At 70.4% G+C, this 21,501-nt stretch carries 18 protein-coding genes; 9 read left to right on the top strand and 9 right to left on the bottom strand.

Going from position 1 to position 21,501, the window contains the following annotated elements; translation table 11 throughout:
* Nucleotides 1–103: 103 nt before the first annotated feature.
* Together AB0F88_RS06160 and AB0F88_RS06155 are read right to left on the bottom strand one after the other, a co-directional pair.
* Complete coding sequence (locus tag AB0F88_RS06160; RefSeq protein WP_362678030.1) at nucleotides 104–1,126, bottom strand: hypothetical protein; 1,023 nt, start codon at nucleotides 1,124–1,126, stop codon at nucleotides 104–106.
* Between the two features lie 287 nt (nucleotides 1,127–1,413).
* A complete protein-coding gene (locus AB0F88_RS06155; protein WP_362678029.1) occupies nucleotides 1,414–3,954 on the bottom strand; it encodes an FAD-dependent oxidoreductase in 2,541 nt (846 codons plus the stop codon).
* Nucleotides 3,955–4,029: 75 nt separating this feature from the next.
* On the opposite strand from AB0F88_RS06155, the gene AB0F88_RS06150 reads away from it, so the two are divergent.
* Nucleotides 4,030–4,983 (top strand): phosphotransferase, encoded by a 954-nt coding sequence (locus tag AB0F88_RS06150; RefSeq protein ID WP_362678027.1) that lies wholly within the window; start codon nucleotides 4,030–4,032, stop codon nucleotides 4,981–4,983.
* On the top strand, nucleotides 4,980–6,560 hold the full coding sequence (locus AB0F88_RS06145; protein WP_362678025.1) for an amino acid permease: 1,581 nt from the start codon (nucleotides 4,980–4,982) through the stop codon (nucleotides 6,558–6,560). The genes AB0F88_RS06150 and AB0F88_RS06145 overlap by 4 nt, the downstream gene beginning before the upstream one ends.
* 71 nt (nucleotides 6,561–6,631) lie before the next feature.
* On the opposite strand, the gene lipB is transcribed toward AB0F88_RS06145, so the two are convergent.
* Nucleotides 6,632–7,270 carry a lipoyl(octanoyl) transferase LipB gene (gene lipB / locus AB0F88_RS06140; protein ID WP_362678023.1) on the bottom strand — a complete coding sequence of 213 codons (639 nt, stop codon included), beginning with the start codon at nucleotides 7,268–7,270 and terminating at the stop codon, nucleotides 6,632–6,634.
* A gap of 63 nt (nucleotides 7,271–7,333) precedes the next feature.
* Complete coding sequence (locus AB0F88_RS06135; RefSeq protein ID WP_344743060.1) at nucleotides 7,334–7,519, bottom strand: PspC domain-containing protein; 186 nt, start codon at nucleotides 7,517–7,519, stop codon at nucleotides 7,334–7,336.
* 216 nt (nucleotides 7,520–7,735) lie between these two features.
* Here AB0F88_RS06135 and AB0F88_RS06130 point away from each other — a divergent pair, with 216 nt between their 5' ends.
* Nucleotides 7,736–9,301 (top strand): M28 family metallopeptidase, encoded by a 1,566-nt coding sequence (locus tag AB0F88_RS06130; protein ID WP_362678020.1) that lies wholly within the window; start codon nucleotides 7,736–7,738, stop codon nucleotides 9,299–9,301.
* Nucleotides 9,302–9,401: 100 nt separating this feature from the next.
* Nucleotides 9,402–10,904 carry a M28 family metallopeptidase gene (locus tag AB0F88_RS06125; RefSeq protein WP_362678018.1) on the top strand — a complete coding sequence of 501 codons (1,503 nt, stop codon included), beginning with the start codon at nucleotides 9,402–9,404 and terminating at the stop codon, nucleotides 10,902–10,904.
* Nucleotides 10,905–11,109: 205 nt separating this feature from the next.
* Here the strand turns inward: AB0F88_RS06125 and AB0F88_RS06120 are convergent, their stop codons facing one another.
* The gene (locus AB0F88_RS06120) at nucleotides 11,110–11,742 is read right to left on the bottom strand and encodes a DsbA family protein (protein ID WP_362678016.1); all 633 of its coding nucleotides are present in this window, start codon (nucleotides 11,740–11,742) and stop codon (nucleotides 11,110–11,112) included.
* 207 nt (nucleotides 11,743–11,949) lie between these two features.
* On the opposite strand from AB0F88_RS06120, the gene AB0F88_RS06115 reads away from it, so the two are divergent.
* Together AB0F88_RS06115 and AB0F88_RS06110 are read left to right on the top strand one after the other, a co-directional pair.
* Entirely contained in the window at nucleotides 11,950–12,555 is a 606-nt protein-coding gene (locus AB0F88_RS06115) for a TetR family transcriptional regulator (protein ID WP_362678014.1), read from the top strand.
* A complete protein-coding gene (locus AB0F88_RS06110; RefSeq protein ID WP_362678012.1) occupies nucleotides 12,555–13,505 on the top strand; it encodes a hypothetical protein in 951 nt (316 codons plus the stop codon). The genes AB0F88_RS06115 and AB0F88_RS06110 overlap by 1 nt, the downstream gene beginning before the upstream one ends.
* 31 nt (nucleotides 13,506–13,536) lie before the next feature.
* Here AB0F88_RS06110 and AB0F88_RS06105 read toward each other — a convergent pair whose 3' ends face one another.
* Complete coding sequence (locus AB0F88_RS06105; RefSeq protein ID WP_362678010.1) at nucleotides 13,537–14,388, bottom strand: hypothetical protein; 852 nt, start codon at nucleotides 14,386–14,388, stop codon at nucleotides 13,537–13,539.
* Nucleotides 14,385–14,876, bottom strand: coding sequence for a SigE family RNA polymerase sigma factor (locus tag AB0F88_RS06100; RefSeq protein WP_362678008.1), 492 nt, complete (start codon nucleotides 14,874–14,876; stop codon nucleotides 14,385–14,387). Before AB0F88_RS06100 ends, AB0F88_RS06105 begins: the two co-directional genes overlap by 4 nt.
* 176 nt (nucleotides 14,877–15,052) lie before the next feature.
* On the opposite strand from AB0F88_RS06100, the gene AB0F88_RS06095 reads away from it, so the two are divergent.
* From AB0F88_RS06095 to AB0F88_RS06085, 3 genes are all read left to right on the top strand, one after another.
* Nucleotides 15,053–15,880 (top strand): undecaprenyl-diphosphate phosphatase, encoded by an 828-nt coding sequence (locus AB0F88_RS06095; RefSeq protein WP_362678006.1) that lies wholly within the window; start codon nucleotides 15,053–15,055, stop codon nucleotides 15,878–15,880.
* 374 nt (nucleotides 15,881–16,254) lie between these two features.
* Entirely contained in the window at nucleotides 16,255–18,060 is a 1,806-nt protein-coding gene (locus tag AB0F88_RS06090) for a glycoside hydrolase family 15 protein (protein WP_362678004.1), read from the top strand.
* Between the two features lie 208 nt (nucleotides 18,061–18,268).
* The gene (locus AB0F88_RS06085; RefSeq protein WP_362678002.1) at nucleotides 18,269–18,736 is read left to right on the top strand and encodes a DUF417 family protein; all 468 of its coding nucleotides are present in this window, start codon (nucleotides 18,269–18,271) and stop codon (nucleotides 18,734–18,736) included.
* A gap of 117 nt (nucleotides 18,737–18,853) precedes the next feature.
* Here the strand turns inward: AB0F88_RS06085 and AB0F88_RS06080 are convergent, their stop codons facing one another.
* Both AB0F88_RS06080 and AB0F88_RS06075 read right to left on the bottom strand, forming a co-directional pair.
* Nucleotides 18,854–20,077 carry a PHB depolymerase family esterase gene (locus AB0F88_RS06080; protein WP_362678000.1) on the bottom strand — a complete coding sequence of 408 codons (1,224 nt, stop codon included), beginning with the start codon at nucleotides 20,075–20,077 and terminating at the stop codon, nucleotides 18,854–18,856.
* Nucleotides 20,078–20,575: 498 nt separating this feature from the next.
* Nucleotides 20,576–21,400, bottom strand: a complete 825-nt coding sequence (locus AB0F88_RS06075; RefSeq protein ID WP_362677998.1) for a M55 family metallopeptidase — start codon at nucleotides 21,398–21,400, stop codon at nucleotides 20,576–20,578.
* Nucleotides 21,401–21,501: the final 101 nt, after the last annotated feature.

Genomic DNA, 21,501 nt, shown 5'->3' with positions numbered 1-21,501 from the left:
GGGCCCGTCCATCGACCCGGTACGGGTCGTCGTCCCCGCGATGGGCGTGTCCAGGCATGTTCTCTCTCCTCGATATCAGAACACCTAACCCCTATGGGGTATTTCACGGCTGGTGACTGTGCCCGTGACCGTCCCCGGACGGCGCCGTGGCCCCGTTGCCCTCGGGATCCGGGCTCGTGGCGGCGGTGAACACGGCGGTACGCACGGTCCCGGCGTGCTTGAAGTCCAGGTAGAGCCCGTAGGTGCCCGCGCTCGGCACCTCGGCGTAGAAGGTGATGTTCGGGCCGGGCACGGTGCGCCCGTCACCGGGCTCGCCGTCGGGGTGCACGTGCAGGTAGGCCAGGTCACCGTCACGCAGCGCGACCAGGTGTCCGTACGCGGCCAGGTAGGGCTGCAGGTCGGTGACCGGCTCGCCGCCCTTGGCGATCGAGAGCGTGAGCATGCTCGTACGGCCGGGGATGAGATCTCCGGTCAGGGTGACGGTGTAGTCGCCCACCTTGGCGGTCTCGGCCGGGACGGCGGGCGGCTCGGGCCGGTAGTCGCCCGCCACCGACAGGTCCATGCCGAGCGTCAGGGGCTGCGCCCCCTCGGGGGCGAAGTCGGCGAACGCGCGGTACTCCCCGGCTGAGGGGAGGTCGAGCGGGACCGACCAGACCCCGCCGCCCAGCTGGGTGGGGTGCAGGTGCTGGAAGCCCGTCAGGTCGCGGCGGACCACGATGAAGTGCAGCTTCTTGTCGTGCTGGGTGGTGAAGCCGGTGACGGGCGAGCCGTCGGGGCCGATCACCGTGAAGCGGAAATCGGTCTTCTTGCCCACCGTGACCTCGTCGGTCTCCGGCATGAGCATGTATCCGCCCTGGGAGACCTGCAGCCCCGCGGGAAGGGTCAGCGCCTTCGCGGCCGCCGTCCCCTGCCCGGTCTCCTGCCCGGCCTCCTGATGGCCGCCGTGGTCCGCACCCGCTCCGGCGTCTTGACCCGCGCCCCGCTCGGCGCCGGCGCCGGGAGAGCTCTCGGCCGCCGCGCCTCCCACCGGCCCGGCCAGCCGGCCCGCCCCCAGGGCTCCGCCGAACACCACGGCCAGCCCCAGCGCGTACGCGCCCACCTTGATCGCGCCGTTCATCTCGACCATCCCTCCTCAATACCCATAGGGGGTATCTGTTCGCTCGCCCACAGTGCCACACCACCACCTTTTCAGCAACCCCCGGGGGGTATACCTGACGCCGGTCTCCAGGTCACAGGATGGCCGATACGCGGGTCCATGACGGGACCTATGGGAAATCAGGGACGGGTGACGGCCTCTCGCCGCCGGGCCCGCGAAGGGCCGCGAAAGGCCGCGAAGGGCCCTGAAGAGCCGCGAAAGGCCGCGAAACCGGGCGAACCCCAGCCGACCGGCGGGGCCCGCGCCTGCCGGGGCGGTCAGGACGGCAGGCGCCTGACCCGTTCCGAGGACGGGTCGTAGAGGGGTTCCGCGGTGACGACGGCGCCCGTCCAGGTGCCGGTGACGCCGACCTCCACGCGGTCGCCGGGGGCGGTGTCCCCGGGCAGGTAGGCGTAGGCGATCGAGCGGTCGACACGGTGGCCGTACCCGCCGCTGGTCACCCGCGAGGCGGGCAGGCCGCCGGCGCGGACCGGCTCCCCGCCGAGGCAGACCTGGCGGGGGTCGTCCAGGACCAGGCAGAACAGACGCCGCGCGGACGCTCCGGCACCCGCACCGGCACTCGCACTCGCGTCGGCGCCCGCACCCGCACCGGCACCGGCGCCCGCTCCGGCGCCGGCCTCCAGGGCCGCGCGGCCGAGGAAGTCCTTGTCGCGGGCGACCGCGAAGCCCAGGCCGGCCTCGTGGGGGGTGGTCTCCGGGGTGATGTCCATGCCCCAGACGCGGTACCCCTTCTCCAGGCGCATCGAGTCGATCGCGCGGTAGCCGGCCGGGCGCATGCCGTGCGGCGCTCCCGCCTCCGTGAGCGTGTCCCACAGCGTCAGCCCGTACTCCGACGGGCAGTACAGCTCCCAGCCGAACTCGCCGACGAACGTCACCCGCTGGGCCAGTACCGGGACGTTCCCGACGCTGATCTCCCTGGCCTTCATGTAGCCGAAGGTGAGGTCGTCGCCGGAGACGGAACCGAGGATGTCGAGCGCTCTCGGACCCCACAGGCAGTAGCAGGCGTGCGCCGAGGTGACGTCGCGGACGTCGAGACCCCGGCCGCGCAGCCAGGCGGCGTCGTGGACGCCGAAGGCGGTGCCGGTGACCAGGCGGAAGCGGTCCTCCGCCAGGCGGGTGACGGTCAGGTCGGCCTCGATGCCGCCGCGCTCGTTGAGGAGCTGGGTGTAGACGATCGACCCCACCGGCCGGTCGAGCTGCCCGGCGCACGCCCGCTGCAGCCCCTCCAGGGCCCCGGGCCCCGACACCTCCAGCTTGGAGAACGAGGTCTGGTCGAAGAGACCGGCGGCGTCGCGGGTGGCCAGGCACTCCTCGCGCACGGCGGGCGACCAGATCCGGCCCGCCCAGCCGTCCGGGCGGGGGCCCCGGCCGTCCACCTGGCCGTCCTGGCCGTCCTGGGCGTCCTGGGCGTCCTGGGAAAGGTCCCGGCCGGGCTCGTACCAGTTGACCCGTTCCCAGCCGGACTTCTCGCCGAACGACGCTCCCAGCTCCACGTGCCGCACCCAGGCCGGGGAGCGGCGGAGCGGCCGGGCCGCGGTGCGCTCCTCGCCGGGGTAGACGATGTCGTAGTACTTCGAGTACGAGTCCAGGGCCTTGGCCCGGGTCCACGACGCGGAGCGGGCATGGGCTCCGAAGCGCCGCAGGTCCATGCCGAACATGTCGTACTCGGGCGAGCCGTCCACGATCCACTCGGCCATGACCTTGCCCACGCCTCCGGCCGCGGCCAGACCGTGGACGCAGAAGCCGGCCGCCGCCCACAGCCCGCGGACCGGGGTCTCGCCGAGGAGGAACTCGCCGTCGGGGGTGAACGCCTCAGGGCCGTGCACGACCTTCGTGATCTCGGTACGGCCCAGCTCGGGAACCCGCCGCACCGCCGATTCCCACGATTCCCGAAATTTCGGCATATCCGGGGGAAAGACGGTTCGCGGCTCGTCCAATGGGGCAACCGTGTCCCAGATTTCTGGATCGCGAATATATCCGCCCACCAGTATCCCGCCGTTTTCCTCCCGGAAATAGACAATGTTGTCCGGGTCCCGCACCGTGGGCATGGACGACGGAACCCCGAATGATTCGGTGGTGACATATTGGTGCTTGATTGGCACGACCGGAATATCGACACCGGCCAGCCGTCCGACCCGCCCGCTGGCCGCGCCCGCCGCGACGACCACGGTCTCCGCCTGGACCGACCACTCCTCGAAATCATCGGATCCCGCGGCCCCCGACGCGAGCCGCACCCCGGTGACCGCGCCTCCCGCCACGTCGATTCCCGTCACGCGGGTCCCGGTGTGAATGCGCACGCCCAGCTTCCGCGCCCCGGCCGCCAGCGCCCTGGCCAGCAGCGCCGGGTCCAGCCAGCCGTCCCCCGGCAGCCACAGCGCGGCCCGCACGTCGTCGGCGTGCAGCAGCGGGAGCATCTCCTTGGCCTCGGCGCCGGAGACGACCTCCAGACCCAGGCCGTAGGTCTCCCCGGCCCCGGCCAGCCGCAGCGACTCCTCCACCCGCTCGGGCGTGGTCGCCAGGCGGAGGCCGCCCACCCCGCGCCATCCCGGGTCCAGCCCGGTGAGCTCGGCCAGCTCGGGGTAGAGACCGGCCGAATACATGATCATCTTGGTCTGGGTGACCGTGGAGCGGAGCTGGCCCACGAATCCGGCCGAGTGCCAGGTGGTCCCCTCGGTGAGTTCGTGCCGCTCGACGAGGATCACCTCGGTCCAGCCGAGCCTCGCCAGATGGTAAGCGACGCTGCAACCGGCCACCCCGCCGCCGATCACGACGGCCCGCGCGGAACTGGGAAGTTTCAAGGCGCGCAACCCCTCTGTAACACCTAGTCCACAGAATTGGATCAATGGTATGAAGGTAGGCCAAAGGAGGGCGGCATGCCAGATCCTCTAGCGGACGTCCGTAAATGGGCTGACCAGCCCGTGACCGAGACTCTGATCAAGGGTGGCCTCAGCCACCGGATCTCCCGGCTCACCACGGCCGACGGGCAGCGATGGCTGCTGCGCGTGCTGGATCCCCGGGTCTCGGAGGCCGGCCTGGGCATACCGCTCGACCAGGAGATCGCCAACACGCTCCACGCGGCGGACGCGGGAGTCGGCCCCCGGGTGCTGCACCGGCTGCCGGGCGCGCTGGTCCTGGAGTATCTCGACGGCGCCACCCTGGACGCCCACGCCGTACGGACGATTCCGGGCCCCATCGCGGCGGCCTGCCGCCGGCTGCACGCCGGGCCCAGGTTCGTCAACGACTTCTCCATCTTCCGCAAGCTCGACGAGTTCCTCGCCCTCTGCCGTACCCACGAACTGAGCACACCCGACGGCTACGAGGACCGTCTTCCCTCGGCGGCGGAGATCGAACGGGCGCTGGCCGCCGATCCGCTGCCCACGGTGCCGTGCCACAACGACCTGCTGCCGGAGAACTTCATCCGCTGCGGCGCCGAGGTCAGGATCGTCGACTACCAGCTCTCCGGGAACAACGACCCGGCCTTCGAGCTGGGCGACATCGCCGCCGAGGCGGACTACGACCCCGACCTGACCGCCCGGCTGGCCCACGCCTACTTCGGCACCGACGACCGGCGCCTCACCTCCCGGGTCCGGCTCAACCTGATCATGTCCAACCTCACCTGGACGCTCTGGTTCGCCGTACACCACGGGCTGCTCAAGGAGCAGGCGGCCGACGCCGACTTCGACTACGAGGCGGAGGCCGCCGACAAGTTCTCGCAAGCCGTACGGGACCTGGACGACCCGGGGTTCGGACGGCTCGTCGACGACGTCCGGGGCGCGAGCGCCGGATCCCCCCACCCCCCGCACCACCACGCAAGGAGGCTTGAGTGACCAAGCCAACATCGGTCGGCTCCGTCGACGAGGACGCGAAGCGCCTCGCGGAACTCGGGTACAAGCAGGAGCTCTCCAGAACCTGGAGCGGCTTCTCCAACTTCGCCATCTCCTTCTCGATCATCTCCATCCTGGCCGGCTGCTTCACCACGTTCGGCCAGGCCTGGAACAACGGTGGCCCCGTCGCCATCGCGTGGGGGTGGCCGCTGATCTCGATCTTCATCCTGATCATCGGGCTGTGCATGTCGGAACTGGTCTCGGCCTATCCGACCGCCGGCGGCATCTACTGGTGGGCCGCGAAGATGGGCAGGCCGATCCACGGCTGGTTCACCGGGTGGTTCAACCTCATCGGCCTGATCGCCGTGACCGCCTCGGTCGACTACGGCTGCGCGACCTTCCTGAACATCACCCTCAGCCGGTTCTTCGCCGGCTGGGACCCCAGCCTGACCAACGCGTTCATCCTGTTCGCGGTCATCCTCGTGCTGCACGCCCTGATCAACATCTTCAGCCACCGGCTGATCTCGACGCTGCAGAACGTCTCGGTGTGGTGGCACGTGTTCGGCGCGGCGGTGGTCGTGCTGATCCTGGTCTTCGGCCCCGACTCGCACCAGTCGATGTCGTTCGTCTTCACCGAGACGATCAACAACTCCGGCTTCTCCGACTCCTCGTACTGGTTCTACGTGCTGCCGCTCGGCTTCCTGCTGACCCAGTACACGATCACCGGGTTCGACGCGTGCGCGCACGTGTCGGAGGAGACCCAGGGCGCCTCCACCGCCGCCGCCAGGGGACTGTGGCAGTCGATCTTCTACTCGGCGATCGGCGGCTGGATACTGCTGCTCGCCTTCCTGTTCGCGGCCACCGACGTGGACGCGGTCAACGAGGCGGGCGGCTTCGTCGGCGCCATCTTCGACAGCGCGCTCCCCGGCAACCTGGCCACGGCGATCTTCGCGATCTCCACCATCGGCCAGTTCTTCTGCGGGATGAGCTGCGTGACCTCGATGTCCCGGATGACCTACGCCTTCTCCCGGGACGGCGCCATCCCCGGCTGGCGCCTGTGGTCGAGGGTGGACGCCAACCGGACCCCCGTCAACGCGATCGTCTTCGGCTGCGCGGCGGCGCTCGTCCTCACCCTGCCCGCGTTGTACGAGGCCCCCGGCGGCCTGCCGCTGGCCTTCTACGCGGTCGTGTCGGTGGCGGTCATCGGCCTCTACATCGCCTTCGCGATCCCGATCTGGCTCCGGCTGCGGATGGGCGACCGGTTCGAGCCGGGGCCCTGGACGCTGGGGTCGAAGTACAAGGTCATGTGCTGGATCGCCATCGTCGAGATCTTCATCGTCTCGGTCTACTTCATCATGCCGCTGGTCCCGGCCGCCGTGCCGTTCAGCGACGACTTCACCTGGACCGCGGTCAACTACGCGCCGATCGTGGTCGGCGTGATGGTGCTGGCCGTGGGCCTGTGGTGGACGCTGTCGGCCAAGCACTGGTTCACCGGCCCGCGCCGTACGGTCGACATGGCCGAGGCGTTCGACCCGACCGGCACGGCCGCCGACCCGACCGGCAAGGAGCCGATCGGCTGACCTCGGCCCCGGGATCCCAGAGGGCACCCGAGAGCACGAGGTGACCGGTCCGCTCCCCGAGACCGGGCCGGTCAGCTCGCCTCGAAGGCCTCCGCCACCGCCGCGCGGACCCGGTCCATGGCCGCGGCGGCGGGGGCCTCCCGCCCCATGGAGGTCATGTCGACGTCGGGCATGCCACAGGCCACCGCCCAGCCCCACGGGGTCAGGTCGCCGTCGACGTTGAGGGCGAACCCGTGGCTGGTGACGCCGCGGCTCTGCCGCATGCCGATCGAGACGATCTTGCGTCCCGTCTCGGTCGTCCACACGCCGGTCAGCAGTTCCGAACCCGGCGGGGTGTCGCGGCGCTCGGCCGGGACGCCCAGCGCGCCGAGCGCGCCGACGAGCCTCAGCTCGACCTCGCGGACGTAGTCGACGATCCCCTCGTCCTCGCCGAGCTTGACGACCAGGTAGCCGACCAGCTGGCCGGGACCGTGGTAGGTGAGCTGCCCGCCACGACCCGTGCTCACGACCGGGATGCCGTGAGCGGGGTCGGGCAGGTGCTGCTCAGGGGTTCGCCTGCCCACGGTGTACACCTGCGGGTGGCTGAGCAACCAGAGCGTGTCGGGGCGCTCGTCGCGCTGCCGCTGACCGACCAGGTCGGTCATCCGCTCCATTGCCTTCTCGTAGTCGACCAGGTCGTCCTGGACCAGGGACAGTGGGCGTTGCCTCATGCCCCCAGCCTATTTTCATCGGCGCGCTTCTCCGGCCCGGGGGCCGGAGCACCGGCCCGCGGCCTAGTAGCGGACCGCCGGCGCCTTGGGGACGAAGATCCACATGAGCACGTAGGCGACCCACAGGGGTCCAGGGATGAGCGAGAGCAGCAGCCAGAACACCCGGACAAGGGTGGGCGGCATGTTGAGGGTCTCCGCGATCCCGCCGCAGACTCCGGCGATTATCTTGTGGTTTCTCGAACGGTGCACGATACCTCTCCCCGAATCGGTGTTCTTCATCTCTTCAAACGAACGACCGGAACCCACCCGTTCCCGGGACATCCCTGAGAAAACCCTGTCAGGGTCGGCTTGATAACTTTTCGTGCACCTGAGCCTCGGCGCATCTAGGCGAAACCAGGTGATCACGGTACGTTCCGCCATGTACGTAATAGGGGATCCCCCCTCCGTTCCACCCCGAGGAGCGCTATGCGCCTGAGGTTACGACGCAGCATGGTCCAGGCCGCCACCCTGGTCACGGCCATCGCTCTCCCTCTCGCCTTCACCGTCCCGGCGAGCGCGACCACCGCGACCACCACGTCCCCCGGCGTCACCGACGTCCTCGCCAACGTGTTCGCGACGCAGATCAAGGGCAGTAACGTCAAGAAGCACCTGGACAAGTTCCAGCAGATCGCGACCGCCAACGGCGGCAACCGCGCCGCGGGCACACCCGGCTACGACGCCTCCCTCGCCTACGTGCAGGACAAGCTGCGCAAGGCCGGGTACAAGACCTCCACGACCGACGTCGAGTTCCCCCTGGGCTGGGAGGAGGCGAGCCCCTCCGTCCTGGAGCAGACGGCCCCCGAGGCGAAGACGTACGCCAACCCGGCCGACTTCGTGACCGTGGTCTCCTCCAGCGGAGGCGACGTCACCGCGCAGGTGCAGGTCGTCGACGCCGTCATCCCGCCGGCGCCGACCCCGAACACCTCGACGGCGGGTTGTGAGACCTCCGACTTCGCCGGGTTCGTCCCCGGCCGGATCGCGCTGATCCAGCGCGGCACCTGCCCGTTCATCGACAAGGCCACCAACGCCAAGGCGGCCGGCGCGGCCGGTGTGATCTTCTTCAACGAGGGCCAGCCCGGCCGTACCGACCCGCTCGTCTTCGACATCATCGAGTGGCGCTTCGGCTTCCCCATCGTGATGGCGAGCACGGCCGTCGGCCTCGACCTGGCCGACAGCCCGAACACCACCGTCCACCTGAAGGTCGACGCCGAGACCACGGTCGGCCGTACCAAGAACCTGATCGCCGACACCCGCTGGGGCAAGTCCGGCGAGATCGTCGCGGTCGGCGCCCACCTGGACGGCGTGCCCGAGGGCGCCGGCATCAACGACAACGGCTCCGGCAGCGCCGCCGTCCTGGAGACCGCGCTGAAGCTGGCCCACGTGCCGACCAAGTACAAGGTGCGCTTCGCCTGGTGGGGCGCCGAGGAGCTGGGCCTGCTCGGCTCCGACCAGTACGTCGCGGGCCTGTCGCAGGCCGAGAAGGACAAGATCAGGCTCTACCTGAACTTCGACATGATCGCCTCGCCGAACGACGGCACCTTCCTGTACGACGGTGACGACTCCGACGCCGAGGGCGCCCCCGCGGGCCCGGCCGGATCGCCGGAGATCGAGAAGCGCCTCGAGGCGTTCTACGCCAAGCGCAACCTGCCCTTCGAGGGCACCGACTTCACCGGCCGCTCCGACTACGGCGCGTTCATCGCCAACGGCATCCCCGCCGGCGGCATCTTCACCGGCGCCGAGGGCATCAAGACGCCCGAGCAGGCCGCCAAGTTCGGCGGGACCGCGGGCATCGCCTACGACCCCTGCTACCACTCCGCCTGCGACGGCATCGACAACATCAACGCCGCCGCGCTCGAGCGCAACTCCAAGGCCGTGGGCTACGCCACCGCGTTCTTCGCCTACGACCTGACCGGCATTCCCGACCGCAACGCCGCGGCGGCCAAGTCCGCGGCGAGGACCGCGGCGGCCCACGAGGGCACCGCCGCCCGCTAGGGACCGGCTCCGCAAGCGCACCACCACGCTGTACGGCGCGCACCCGTCACGGGTGCGCGCCGCTCGGGGGACCCACACACCCTCAAACCCGAGGAGCATGATGCGCAGTCTGTGGACCATGGGCATGGCGGCGATCCTGGCCATCCCGCTGGCGTTCACCGCACCGTCGGCGTCGGCCGCCGTCCCACCGGACATCTCGCTGACCGCCGTGAAGGCACACCTCACCCAGCTCCAGTCCATCGCCACCGCCAACGGCGGCAACCGCGCCCACGGCCGCCCCGGCTACCTGGCCTCGGCCAACTACGTCAGGGGCCTGCTGGACGGCGCGGGGTTCACCACCTCCCTGCAGTCGTTCACCTACAACGGCGCGACCGGCTACAACGTCATCGCCGACTGGCCGGGCGGCGACCCGAACGACATCCTCATGGTCGGCGCCCACCTCGACAGCGTGACCGCGGGACCGGGCATCAACGACAACGGCTCCGGCAGCGCCGCCATCCTGGAGACCGCCCTGGAGGTCTCCCGCCAGTCGCTGGCACCCACCAAGCACCTCCGCTTCGCCTGGTGGGGCGCCGAGGAGCTGGGCCTGCGCGGCTCCCAGTACTACGTGAACAACCTCCCGTCCTCCGAGCGGGCCAAGGTCAAGGGCTACTACAACTTCGACATGGTCGGCTCGCCCAACGCCGGGTACTTCGTCTACGACGGCGACAACTCCGACGGCGTCGGCTCGGGCCCCGGCCCGGCGGGTTCGGCGCAGCTGGAGTCGACGCTCCAGGCGTACTTCACCTCGATCGGCGTGGCCACCCGGGGCACCGACTTCGACGGCCGCTCCGACTACGGGCCGTTCATCGCCGTCGGCATCCCCGCGGGCGGCACCTTCACCGGCGCCGAGGGCATCAAGTCCAGCTCCCAGGCCACCCTGTGGGGCGGTACGGCGGGGCAGGCGTTCGATCCCTGCTACCACCGGGCGTGCGACACCACGTCCAACATCAGCGACACCGCGCTGAACCGCAACGCCGACGCCATCGCCTACGCGGTGTGGACGACCGCGACCGCCGTACCTCCGACGGTCGTCTGGCAGGACACCTTCGAGACCGCGACCGGCTGGACGACCAACCCGTCCGGCACCGACACCGCCACCTCCGGCCTGTGGGAGCGCGGCGACCCCGAGGCCACCACCTCCAGCGGCGCCAAGCAGCTCGGCACCACCGTCAGCGGCACCAACGACCTGGTCACCGGCAGGCTCGCGGGCGCCTCGGCCGGCGAACACGACATCGACGGAGGCATCACCAGCGTCCGGTCGCCGGCGGTCACCCTGCCGTCGACGGGAACGCTCAAGCTGGCGTTCTCCTGGTATCTGGCGCATGGTTCCAACGCCTCCAGCGCCGACTTCCTGCGGGTGAAGGTCGTCGGCTCCACCACCACCCAGGTGTTCCAGCAGCTCGGCGCGGCCTCCAACCGCAACGGTGCCTGGGGCGCGGCCAACGTCGACGTCTCCGCCTTCGCGGGGCAGAGCGTCCGGATCCTGGTCGAGGCCGGTGACGCCTCCGGCGCCTCCCTGGTCGAGGCCGGGGTGGACGACGTCAAGCTGACCCGCCAGTGAGCGGGACGGTGACCCGGCCGCGGTAGGCGAGACCGGGTGCGGCCCGCGCCTTCCCCTTCACGGGCCGTCCGGAACCCCCCGGACGGCCCGGCACGCGGGTCGCACCCCTCTCGGAAGGACCTCCCGCTCTCGCAGGGACCGCTCACGCAAGGCCCGCTCGCGCAGGGGCCGCTCGCGCAGGGGCCGCTCCGGGGCCCGTGGTCCGTCAGCTCGGATCGTCGAGCCGGGGCTCCTCGTGCGGGGCTCCCTTGAGCTCGTGGAACCCCGGGGTCGCGGCCACCAGCAGCGTCCCGTCCCACAGGCGGCCCGCCTGCTCGCCCACGGGAGCCCGGGAGATAACCGGGCCGAAGAACACCACGCGCTCGCCACCGGTGGCGGGGCCGGTGGCGGCGATCACCGGGGTGCCGACGTGCTCGCCGATCAGGCCGATGCCCTCCGCGTGCGAGGCGCGCACCGCCTCGTCGTAGGCCGTCGACGTCCCGGCCCCGGCCAGTTCCGGCGGCAGGCCGGCGGCGACGAGGGAGTCGTGCAGGGCACCGGCCCAGTCCTCCCCGCGAGCGCGCCCGACGGTCCACATCGCGGTGTGGAGCCTCCCGAGCGCCTCTTGGCCGTACTCCTGCCGCACGGCCATGCAGATGCGCACGGGCACCCACAGGTACCCCTCCGTGTCCCCCTCGGGATCCTCGTCGCGGCCCTCGTTGAGCACCGACAGGCTCATCACGTGCCGGCGCACCTCGACGGGCCGCACCCGCTCCACCTCCGCCAGCCACCGGGAGGTGATCCAGGTGTAGGGGCAGGAAGGGTCGAACCAGAAGTCCGCGATCGTCCTGTCCGTCATTTCCCGTTCTCCGATCGTCGTCCTCCGGGCCGTGCCCGGGCAATATGCCACCTTCGCCGAGCCGCGCGCCACAACCGGCCCACTCGCCTCCCCGTTCCCGTCGCGACCCGTTCCCGTTGCGACCCGTCCTCCTCGCGACCCGCCCCTGTCGCGAAGAAAAATGTACCGGGTTTGCTTTTGAACCCGGTTCGCCTTTACCGTACCCGTATGGCAGGACTGCGGGAGCGGAAGAAGGAACAGACCCGACGGCGGATCGCCGCGGTGGCGCTGCGGCTGTTCGCCGAGCGCGGCTTCGACGCGGTGACCGTCAACGAGATCGCCGAGGCCGCCGAGGTGGCGAAGGTGACGCTGTTCAAATACTTCCCGACCAAGGAGTCACTCGTCCTGCTGGGAGTGGGCCAGGAGGACCTGGCGGGGATCGTCGCCGCGCGGCCGCCCGGGCAGTCACCGCTGCAAGCGCTGCGGGAGCACTACCGCGGGTTCGCCACCGAGCCCGCGGAGGCCGTGGACAGGGACACGCTGATCGTCCAGATGCGGGTGATCTTCGCCAGCCCCGCGCTCAGCAGCGGGGCGAACGACCTGCTCCACGGCCAGCGCCTGGCGCTGGCCCGGGTGCTTGCCGAAGAGCGCGACGAGCTGACGGCCGCTCTGATGGCCGCCCAGATCACCGCCTCGGTGCTGACCCTGCAGGAGAGGTTCTTCCGCCACCTGGTCTCCGGCGCCTCGCTGGACGAGGCGGGCAGCCGCCTCTGCGGGGACGTCGAGCTCGCCTTCGACCTACTGGAACACGGTCTCGACCCACCGGGAGAGTAATGCGCGCAAAAGGGATCAACTATGACACCGGGTTCCTCCCCGGCCAGGACAACACCCGCAAGGTGTTCGACCCCGACGCCGTCCGGCACGACATGGGCGTCATCGCCGGCGAGCTGCACTGCGACGCCGTACGGATCTCCGGTGGCGATCCCGCGCGGCTGAGCGTCGCCGCCGAGCACGCCGCCGCGGCGGGGCTCGAGATCTGGTTCGCCCCCTTCCCCGTCGACCTCCCGGCCGAGGAGATGCTCTCGACCTTCGCCGACGCCGCCGAGCGGGCCGAGGCCGTACGGCGCGGCGGGGCCGAGGTGGTGTTCGTGGCCGGGTGCGAGATCAGCGCGTTCGGCCCCGGGTTCATCCCCGGCGCCACGTACCGCGACCGCATGCGGACGATAGACGAGGCCGACATGGAGTGGTGGTCCTCGCTCGGCCCCGTCCTGGAACGGCTCAACGGCTTCCTGGCCGAGAGCGCGGCCGTCGTCAGGTCCCGCTTCGGCGGCCGGATCACCTACGCGGCGGCCCCGTGGGAGTTCGTCGACTGGGGCCCGTTCGACATCGTCGGCGCCGACAGCTACCGGGCCGCCTACAACGCCGGCACCTTCAGGGAGGAGCTGCGCGAGAGGTTCAAGCACGGCAAGCCGGTCGCGGTGACCGAGTTCGGCACCTGCGCCTGGCGGGGCGCGGGCGAGCGCGGCGGCATGGCCTGGCTGCCGCCCGAGGGCGCCGTACGGGACGAGGGCGAGCAGGTGCGCTACTTCACCGAGCTGCTGGACGTCTTCGAGGAGGAGGGGGTGGACACCGCGCTGTGGTTCACCTTCGCGGGCTTCGGCCGCGTCGGGGACGGCGACCTCGCCTCCTACGGCGTGGTCAGGATGCTCGACCGGGAGCGCTGGGTACCGAAGGAGGTGTTCCACACGATGGCGGCCAGGTACGCCCGCGGCCGGGCCGTCTGACGGGAGCCGTCCCGGGGGCCGGAGGATCGGGTCAGGAGGACGGGCGGTCGTAGACGCCGATCGCCCAGCGGCCGGGCTTGGTGCCCACCTTCGCCATCACCCGCTCCAGCACCCGCGTTTCCATCCGCGGGCCGATCAGAGCCCAGGTGACGTACTGCCCGTCGCACATCCCCGTCTTCTCTATCTCCTTTTCCGAACATTTCAGCTTTTTCATCGCTTCACGGGAGATGCGCGGTCTGGGAGGAAGCACCCAGATCGTTATGCTCTGCTCGCGCGACGTCCAGCCGGGGGGCACCGACCTCTCGTCGTGCTGCGAGGTCACCCCCGGCATCTTCCCACCGCCCCTGTCGCAGTCGCCGACGGAGCCCGACTTGTATTTCCCCGTCCCGTTCAGCAGGACCACCATCGCCCTCGGGTCCTCGCAGACGACCCGGAATCCGGTGAAGACACTGGTCGGGGTGAACTTCACGACACGTCTCGTGCCCATGGTCTTCGACCGGTACGCCTGGATCAGCCGCATCTCATGGTGAGCCCGCATGTCGCTGACGGTCGCGGGGAGGTCCTTGCCGGAGACGGGTGGGACGGCGGTGGGAACGGGTGTGGGGTCGGCGGCGACGGCCACGATCGGCGCCTCGTCCCCGCCCCGGCCGGTCAGCGACGGCACCACCACGGCGACCGCCAGCGCCCCGGCGGTGAGGGCCGCCGCGGCCGCGGCCGCCGTCCGCCGCCGCCGGATCGCCCGGCCCCTGGCGAGGATCGCCTCCAGCCGGGCTGCGCCCCCGCCACCCCCGCCGCCCCCGCCACCCCCGCCGGCCCTGCCGCCCCCGCTGCCCGCGCCGCGCTCCTCCAGGAGCGTCCTGAGGTCGTCCTCCGTGTTGCTCATCGCCGCACTCCCATCGTCTCCTGGATCCCCTGGTCCACCCTGAGCCGGGTGAGAGCCCTGTTGAGCTGGCTCTTCACCGCACCGACCGAGCATCCGAGCACCCGGGCCACCTGGGTCAGCGGCAGCTGCTCGAAGTAGTGCAGGACGACCACCGCGCGCTGGCGCCCGGACAGGGTGCCGATCGCCGTCCACAGCGCGTCCCGATCGCCGACGTCGCCCGTGAAGTCCCGCCCGTCCGGCCGTTCGGGCAGCTCCCCCGTCGGGATCTCCTGCCGCCAGCGCCGCCGCCACCAGGAGGCGTGGGTGTTGGCGATGATCCGGTAGACGTACGGGTCGGGATCGCCGTCGATCCGCCGCCAGGCGAGCCAGGCCCTGGCCAGCGCGGTCTGCACCAGGTCCTCGGCGATCGCCCGGTCCCTGGTGAGGAGGTACGCCGCTCGCAGCAGCCGCTCGTGGCGCTGCTCGACGTACTCCGCGAACTCCGTCATCGTGCCTCCGCCTCGGTGCTCCGATGATGACTACCGTCCGGCGGACGGGTTCGGTTTACGGCGGATCACGAAAGAATCGCGGCCGGCATCGGCCGAACGGCCGGGTCACAGTTGCTCCGCCGCTCCGCTAGCCTCGCGTAGGTTACGCACGCGCTGGTACGGAAGGTGCTCATGTGATGGGCTGGTTCGAAGCGGTGGTCCTCGGACTGATTCAGGGATTGACGGAGTTCCTGCCGATCTCCTCCAGTGCCCACATCAGGGTCGTGTCGGCGTTCTTCGGCTGGGAGGACCCCGGGGCCGCGTTCACCGCGGTCATCCAGCTCGGCACCGAGGCCGCGGTGGTGATCTACTTCCGCAAGGAGATCTGGGAGATCATCTCCACCTGGACCCGCTCCCTGTGGACCCCCGGCCTGCGCGCCCACCACTCCGCCCGGATGGGCTGGTACGTCATCGTCGGCACCATCCCGATCGTGGTGCTCGGCCTGCTCTTCGAGGACTCCATCGACAACGCCTTCCGCGACCTGCGCCTGATCGGCACGACCCTGATCGTCTTCGGCCTGGTCCTGTGGTTCGCCGACCACACCGCCCGCAACAGGCTCACCCTGGAGCGGCACCTCAGCTTCACCCACGCCCTCATCTACGGCTTCGCCCAGTCGCTCGCCCTCATCCCCGGCGTGTCCCGCTCCGGCGGCACCATCAGCGCCGGGCTGCTGCTGGACTACCGCCGCGAGGAGGCCGCCAAGTACTCCTTCCTGCTCGCCATCCCGGCCGTGCTGGGCGCGGGCTTCCTGCAGCTGTTCAAGATCGGCGAGGGGAAGGCGCCCGAGTGGGGCCCCACGATCCTGGCCACCGTGATCTCGTTCATCGTGGGCTACCTGGCGGTCTCGTGGTTCCTGAAGTACATCAGCACCCACCGCTTCACCGGCTTCGTGATCTACCGGATCGCCCTCGGGATCATCATCATCGCCCTGGTGAGCTTCGGGGTCCTCGACCCCTCGGCCTAAGGCCCGCCCGGCGAACGATCACGGCTCGTGCGGCCGGGAGAAGTGCGCCCGTCATGTGAACCGTCTTGGTGAAAAGCAGGAAGAATCGAGGCTTTGAAAGCGATATTTCCGGCAAGGACCACTAACACGTAACAAATTGGTTGTCTCATGCCGACACCGGCTGCGGGGTGAGCAGTGTCGAACGCGTCACGTGGACAGGGCCGTTCCGACGGCGAGCCCGGCGGTCGCCTACGCCGTCCGGCCGCGACAGGACCCGCGACAGGACCCGCGACAGGACAGGGCCCCCTCCGCCCGCCAGGACCCCCCGGGCCGCCCGAACCGCCTGGCTCGCCGCGAGTTCCACGATCCTCCCCGGGGGATGGACGAGGTGCCCGATGAGCACGCGATCGATCAACGACCACGCCCTGCTGTCGGACTGCCGATCCGCCGCGCTGGTCACCTCCGACGGCTCGGTGGACTGGCTGTGCCTGCCGCGGTTCGACAGTCCGGCGCTCTTCGCCCGGCTGCTCGACGAGGACGCCGGATACTGGTCGATCCGCCCCGCCTGCCCCGCCGAGGTCACCCGCCGGTATCTGGAGCACACCCTGGTGCTCGAGACCACCTTCCGCGGCCGGGACGGAACCGTGGTGCTCCTCGACGCCCTCGCCCTGGGCAGCCGGGAACGCGGGCACTCGCTGGGCGCGTCCTCGCCCGGCCTGCTCCTGCGTCAGGTGACCTGTGTCGAAGGTCGCGTGCCCGTGGAGATGGCGTACGCGCCGCGGCCCGAGTTCGGGCTCATCCACCCCCTGATGCAGCCTGTCCGAGGCGGCCTGATCGCGCGTGGCGGGGCCAACGTCCTCGCCCTGTCCAGCCCCGTCGAGCTGCGGGTGAGCGGCTCGGTCGCGGACGTCTCCGTCACCCTGCGCGCCGGGCAGAGCCTGGGGTTCGCCCTGCAGGCCGGCTGGGCGTGGGCGCCCGACCCGCTGCGCCGTACTCCCCGGTACATCGCGCGCCGGGCGAAGGACACCGTCTCGGGCTGGCGCTCCTGGTCACGGCATCACGCCGACTATGAAGGCCCGTGGCGTGAACAGGTGAACCAGAGCGGCCGGGTGCTGCGTGCGATGACGTACTCCCCCACCGGGGCCATCGTGGCCGCGGCCACCACCTCCCTGCCCGAGAGCATCGGCGGGGAGCGCAACTGGGACTACCGCTACACCTGGATCCGGGACGCCAGTTTCACCCTGCAGGCCCTGTCCACCGCCACCTGCAAGATCGAGGAGACCGCCTTCTTCGCCTTCCTCGCCAACGCCTCCGCCACCCAGCTCGACCGCGGCGTCGACCTGCAGATCATGTACGGCGTGGGCGGCGAACGCGATCTGAGCGAACGGCACCTGCCGCACCTGCGCGGCTGGCGGGGCAGCGCGCCGGTGCGGGTCGGCAACGACGCCTGGCACCAACGCCAGATCGACGTCTACGGAGAGCTGCTCGACGCGGCCCATCAGATCTATCGCGACACCGGCCCCCTCGACCCGTTCACCCGCGCGTTTCTGGTCAGGGTGGCCGAGACCGCCGCCCATCGCTGGCGGGAGCCGGACCAGAGCCTGTGGGAGATCCGCGGGTCCGGCCGCCACTTCACGCACTCCAAGCTGATGTGCTGGGTGGGACTGGACCGGGCCATCGCGCTGGCCCCGATGCTGGGGGCCGGCGCCCGGATCGCCGACTGGGCGCGCACTCGGGAGGAGATCCGCGCCGAGATCCTGGCCCGGGGCTGGAACGAGCGTGCGGGTGCCTTCACCCAGACGTTCGACGGTACCGACCTCGATGCCGCCGTGCTGGTGATGCCCATGGTCGGGTTCCTCCCCCCGGACGATCCGCGGGTGCGGTCCACCGTGCACGCCGTCGCCACCCACCTGACCGACGACCGAGGCCTGGTGCACCGCTACCACGCCACCGACGGGCTCCCCGGCCAGGAGGGCACGTTCCTGCTGTGCACCTTCTGGCTCGCGCAGGCCCTGGCCCTCACGGGACAGGGTGCCGCGGCCAGGCGGGCGTTCGAGACCGCCGCGTCGTACACCAACGACGTCGGCCTGCTCGCCGAGGAGGTCGACTCGGCCACCGGGGAGCCCCTCGGCAACTTCCCGCAGGCTTTCAGCCACATCGGCCTGATCAACGCCGCCCGCGCCATCGGCGACACCGCCTGACCCCCGATGCCGGTGGCGAGCCGGGCGCTGCCGGCAGGTGCCGGTACGCCGGACCGGTCGAGACGACGGAACGCTCAACCGGCTCGTGGGCCGGTGCCCCGCATCCCCCGGCCGGCCTGTGGTCCCGCTCGGCGAGCCGCTGACACGGCCCGGCGTAGACTGGGCACACGCAGGACATTCGCGACGCGTCATGCGAGGGGATATCCGTATGAGAATGCGACCCGCGGCCGCCCGCGATCTCCAGACCGCGGGGGCCTCAGCACTTCGTTTCGGGCTGGCGCTCAACCTGGTGGTGATCGGGCGGCTCAAGTTCGAAGACTACGAGGTCGAGAACATCCGCCCCCTGATCACCTCGAGCCCGCCGTTCTCACGGCTCGCCGACATGCTCGGCGAACAGCGGCTGGCCAGGCTCATCGGCGTGTCGGAGATCGCGATCGGATCGCTGATCGCGGCGAAATCGTTCGCCCCCAGGGCCTCGGCGCTCGGCAGCCTGGCGGCGGCGGGGATGTTCACCTCCACGCTCAGCTTCCTGATCACCACGCCGGAGGCCTGGCAGGAGAGGCAGGGGGAGCCGAAGCTCTCCCTCGCGGGCCAGTTCCTGCTGAAGGATCTCGTCCTTCTGGGAGCCTCCCTGTTCACCGCCGCCGAATCCCTGCGGGCCGCCTCGCGCCCGTAGTCCCCGATTCCGGCCGGGGCCGATGATCGAGGGTGGTCCCGTCGAACGAACGAAAGGCCGGCCGGCTGATCAGCCGACCGGCCTTTCGCGTTCGGGTTCCCGCCGTCCGGCGGCTCGCTAGCACTGGCTGTCGGCGACCACCCAGTGGTTGGGACCGGTCTGCTTGAGACCGTGCGTGACGAGGGTGTTCCACAGGCCCATGGCGTTGTTGGACCCGTTGGCGTAGGTGTAGCCGCCGGAGTGGTAGGCCCGTCCGGCGACGGTGTGGGCGTAGTTGCTCGCCCTGACGCAGGTCTGGGGCCCCGTCGGGGTGGGGGTCGGGGTGGGAGTGACGGTCGGGTCCGGGGTCGGCTGCGTGCCACCGGTCAGGCCGAAGAACTGCGCGTCGTGGTAGGCCGAGCAGATGGTGTCGAGGAAGTACGCCGCCGCGCTGCCGCACTGGTCGGCGGCGCCGCCGGGATCGATCGGCAGGCCGTGTCCCATGCCGGTGATCTCGTACACGCGCACCACGTCGTTCCCGTACACCTTCAGGGAGGTGCCGCCGGTGAGGCTCCGCGTGGAGGTGGGGCTCTGCGAGACGCCCCGCACGTTCGTCCACTGGTCGCGCAGCTGGGCCGCGTTGGCCGGGACGACGGTGTAGTCGGACAGCCCCTGCCAGATCGCGACGCGCGGGTACGGCCCCGAGTAGCCGGAGTGGGCGTTGCGCACCAGGTCGCCCCACTGCTGCGGGGTCTTGCTGACGGGACCGTACTGGCAGGTGGAGGCCTGGAGCAGGCTGGCGGCGCACCGGTAGGCGAGCCCCGCCCCGATCGAGCCGCCCGCGAAGACGTCCGGGTACGTGGCGAGCATGACGGCCGACATGGCCCCGCCCGCCGACAGGCCGGAGACGTATACGCGCGCCGGGTCGGCCCCGTAGGTGGAGACCGCGTAGGCGACCATCGCGCGGATCGAGGCGGCCTCGCCCTGGCCCCGGGTGGTGTCGCCGGTCTCGAACCAGTTGAAACAGCTCGACGAGTTGTTCGCGCTGCCGGTCTGCGGCAGCACGAGGGTGAATCCCGACTGGTCGGCGTACTTGCGCCATCCCGAGTTGGCGAAGTAGCCGCTCGCGTTCTGCGTGCAGCCGTGCAGCAGGACCACCAGCGGGCGTCCGGCGGTCGACCCGTCGGGCCGGTAGCTGAACATGGTGAGGTTGCCCGGGTTGCTGCCGAACGAGCCGACCTGGACGAGCGACGCGGCCCGGGCGGGAGACGTCGTCGCGGTCGCCACGCCGAGGAGTCCGAGCAGTCCGAGCGACAGGGTGAGAAGGATGCGGAGAAGACCCGCCGGAAGGGATGCGGCCATGACGTGCTCCTTTGTGGCCCTGTGACCTGTATCACCGGCCCTTACCAGCGCACGTTAAAACCGTCGTAACCCGTTTGACATGTTCCCGAGACACACTCTTCGCCCCCGCGTTATGGATCACACGGTGGCGGGCGGGCCTCCCCGGTCCCGGACCTCACGAACTTTCCCGGCTTTCCCTGCTTTCCCGGCTTTCCCGGCCTCCTGACCTTCACGGGCTCCACTGACTTCACGGACGCCCTCCGCGGGCGGCCCTGCGGCCCCCCTCGGCGACCGCCGCGAGACGTCGCTCCCCGAAGCAAGCCCGGCTCCGGCTCCGGAGGGAGGCTGCCGGTCGTCCGCCCGCAGCCGGGCGGCGTGTTGGTAGGCGGTCACAGCGGTGAGGAACATAGCGGTCAGACCGATCACAAAGGGATCATTCCCCCGCCCAGCACGACGAACACCACCGCAGGCGCGAACCCCCGGCCGCGTCCCTCGGTCACCGTTAGCCGCCGTTCCCGCTCACGGTCCGATCTGTGTGAGCAGGGCGATGAGTTGGAGCATGCCGTAGGCGGCTGTCATGGTCTCGGCGGTGAAGACAACGGTGCGCCCGCTTCTGGTGACACTGGGAATGAGGGCGGAAAGGTCTGCCGAGCGTGGCTGATGTAGATCGACCTCGACCTGCAGCGGTTGAGAAGCCAAGTTCGGCGGATTGTCGGCATGGAGTTGCATCGCCTGGCCGGCGCCTTGCCGCAGGCGGTCTTGTGCCTTCCGTGGGTGAAGAGTGTCGGCCGCGTGCTGGCCGAGGCCACGTTTGACCGGCACGGTGACGGCCCGGGGCGCCAGCGCGCTGAACTCGTCGCATGCGGCCTCATCTCCGCTGGCCAGCACGACGGGTACGCCGTATGAGCCCGCCAACAGGGTGTTGATTCCGATCTCGCCGTACGAGCGGCCGTTGATGCGGACGTCAAGGAGGGCATCGGCGATGGTGTGAGCGAGTACGGCGCCACTGGCACCCGCGCGGGCATGGTATCCCACGAACATCGCTACCTGGGCTCCCGCTTCCAAGCCCGCCAGCATGCCCATTTCACGAGGTTTGCCACGGATCAGCCGGGCTCGCTGGTCGAGTTCCTCGGGCAGGATATTGCGGTAGGAGCCGTGGGAATCGGCCACCAGCACCTCGGCTGTCGGCTCGGCATCAATCACCCCCGCCACCACGGCGTTGGCCTCCGCCGTCATCAATCGCCGACCACGTTCGTAGTCGTAGCGTTCCGGGGTGGTCTCCGCCGGATGAACGATCCCGGCGACCCCCTCCATGTCCACCGAGATCAATACCTTGATTCCCATGGCGTGTCCTAGGTCCTGTTTCGTGGATCACTGAACGTGAATGGCGCGACCCGTGTCTTGGGCCTCGCTGGGTCCTCGCGCTGCGCGCATATCACGCTCAG

The sequence above is a fragment of the Streptosporangium sp. NPDC023963 genome, assembly GCF_040639135.1.
Classification (GTDB): domain Bacteria; phylum Actinomycetota; class Actinomycetes; order Streptosporangiales; family Streptosporangiaceae; genus Streptosporangium.
This window is presented reverse-complemented; position numbering and strand designations above follow the sequence as displayed.

What these genes read in the sequence shown, in the direction of transcription:
- AB0F88_RS06130 (WP_362678020.1), top strand. Translation starts at nt 7,736, where the DNA reads ATGCGCCTGAGGTTACGACGCAGCATGGTCCAGGCCGCCACCCTGGTC.
- AB0F88_RS06125 (WP_362678018.1), top strand. Translation starts at nt 9,402, where the DNA reads ATGCGCAGTCTGTGGACCATGGGCATGGCGGCGATCCTGGCCATCCCG.
- AB0F88_RS06115 (WP_362678014.1), top strand. Translation starts at nt 11,950, where the DNA reads ATGGCAGGACTGCGGGAGCGGAAGAAGGAACAGACCCGACGGCGGATC.
- AB0F88_RS06160 (WP_362678030.1), bottom strand. Translation starts at nt 1,126, where the DNA reads ATGGTCGAGATGAACGGCGCGATCAAGGTGGGCGCGTACGCGCTGGGG.
- AB0F88_RS06080 (WP_362678000.1), bottom strand. Translation starts at nt 20,077, where the DNA reads ATGGCCGCATCCCTTCCGGCGGGTCTTCTCCGCATCCTTCTCACCCTG.
- lipB (WP_362678023.1), bottom strand. Translation starts at nt 7,270, where the DNA reads ATGAGGCAACGCCCACTGTCCCTGGTCCAGGACGACCTGGTCGACTAC.
- AB0F88_RS06105 (WP_362678010.1), bottom strand. Translation starts at nt 14,388, where the DNA reads ATGAGCAACACGGAGGACGACCTCAGGACGCTCCTGGAGGAGCGCGGC.
- AB0F88_RS06095 (WP_362678006.1), top strand. Translation starts at nt 15,053, where the DNA reads ATGGGCTGGTTCGAAGCGGTGGTCCTCGGACTGATTCAGGGATTGACG.
- AB0F88_RS06110 (WP_362678012.1), top strand. Translation starts at nt 12,555, where the DNA reads ATGCGCGCAAAAGGGATCAACTATGACACCGGGTTCCTCCCCGGCCAG.
- AB0F88_RS06100 (WP_362678008.1), bottom strand. Translation starts at nt 14,876, where the DNA reads ATGACGGAGTTCGCGGAGTACGTCGAGCAGCGCCACGAGCGGCTGCTG.
- AB0F88_RS06085 (WP_362678002.1), top strand. Translation starts at nt 18,269, where the DNA reads ATGAGAATGCGACCCGCGGCCGCCCGCGATCTCCAGACCGCGGGGGCC.
- AB0F88_RS06150 (WP_362678027.1), top strand. Translation starts at nt 4,030, where the DNA reads ATGCCAGATCCTCTAGCGGACGTCCGTAAATGGGCTGACCAGCCCGTG.
- AB0F88_RS06120 (WP_362678016.1), bottom strand. Translation starts at nt 11,742, where the DNA reads ATGACGGACAGGACGATCGCGGACTTCTGGTTCGACCCTTCCTGCCCC.
- AB0F88_RS06090 (WP_362678004.1), top strand. Translation starts at nt 16,255, where the DNA reads ATGAGCACGCGATCGATCAACGACCACGCCCTGCTGTCGGACTGCCGA.
- AB0F88_RS06075 (WP_362677998.1), bottom strand. Translation starts at nt 21,400, where the DNA reads ATGGGAATCAAGGTATTGATCTCGGTGGACATGGAGGGGGTCGCCGGG.